Origin of the sequence: Paenibacillus jamilae (genome assembly GCF_050482105.1) — a bacterium.
GTDB lineage: Bacteria > Bacillota > Bacilli > Paenibacillales > Paenibacillaceae > Paenibacillus > Paenibacillus jamilae_B.
Genome location: NZ_JBCNHI010000085.1, coordinates 1 through 1,423 on the forward strand (window position 1 = coordinate 1; position 1,423 = coordinate 1,423).

The 1,423-nt window shown below is 56.4% G+C and carries 1 protein-coding gene; it reads left to right on the forward strand.

Translation table 11 applies throughout. From position 1 onward, the window contains the following. Nucleotides 1-1,423 (forward strand): AMP-binding protein (locus ABEW32_RS26500; protein WP_430193285.1); only part of this gene is annotated, 1,423 nt, incomplete at both ends.

The following is a 1,423-nucleotide window of genomic DNA, read 5'->3' on the forward strand; positions in this document are numbered from 1 at the left end:
GAGCATTTGATCGCCTACTACCGCACGCACCGAATTGATCTGTCAGACGGCACACCAGCGCATCTGCATATTTTGAACGAAAGCGTCAGTGTGACAGAAGCGCCGGATGTGAAGCATTACCTGATTGGGGGCGAGGCCTTATCCGTGCAGCTGGTACAGGGATTCCTACACAAATGGTCTGGATATCGCCCGGTCATTACGAACGTGTATGGTCCGACCGAAGCGACGGTAGATGCGACAGCCTATACGATTGAAGATGTAGAGTCACTGAATGTATTGCTGGAAAAAGGGGAGCACACGGTATCCATTGGAAGGCCGATAGCGAACCAGGCTGTGTATATCCTGAACAACCAGCAACAGCTGGTGCCGATCGGGATCGCGGGTGAGCTCTATATCGGGGGTGCAGGTATCGCACGAGGATACCTCAACCTGCCGGAACTGACGGCTGAGAAGTTTGTTCCGAATCCGTTTGCTGATGCGACGGCCGCTGATCCAGCGGACAGCAGTTACGCAAACCGGATGTACCGGACAGGCGACCTGGCACGGTGGCTGCCGGATGGCAGTATCGAGTATTTGGGCCGGATCGACCACCAGGTGAAAATCCGCGGCTACCGGATCGAGCTGGGCGAGGTGGAAGCACAGCTGCTGACCGTGGACGGTATCCAAAAAGCCGTGGTCACGGCATGGGAAAACGAAGACGGACACAAGGATCTGTGTGCTTATATCGTAGCTTCGGAGTCGCTGAGTCTACCGGAACTGCGGAATGCGCTGCAGCCGAAGCTGCCGGATTACATGATCCCGACGTATGTGGTACAGCTGGATCGTTTCCCGCTGACGCCCAACGGGAAAATCGACCGGAAGGCGTTGCCCGCACCGGAAGCACGCCTTGAAGGAGGCCTGGAGTATGTGGCACCGCGGACGCCACTGGAGGCCAAGCTAGCCCAAATCTGGCAGGATGTCTTGAAGCTGTCCAGCGTAGGCGTCACCGACTCATTCTTCGATGTGGGTGGGCATTCCCTGCGGGCCACGACGCTGGTGGCCAAAATCCATCAGGTACTGGGCAGCCGAATAACACTGCGTGAAGTGTTCCAGCACTTTACGATTGAGCAGCAAGCCCAGCTGATCGCCGCGCATGGCACAGACACCTATACGGTGATCCCTGCAGCTGTGAAACAGTCTTACTATCCTGCTTCCTCGGCTCAAAAACGACTGTATATTTTGAGCCATCTGGACGGTGGGGAGGTCAGCTACAATATGCCGGGTGTATTAGTCGTGGAGGGGCCGCTTCAGGCAGACCGACTGGAGGAGGCGTTCCGTCAGTTAATAGCCCGCCATGAAACGTTGCGGACTTCCTTCGAAATGGTGGATGGCGAGGTTGTGCAGCGGGTTTACGATCAGGTGGTGTTTGCAGTAGAGCGCCTGC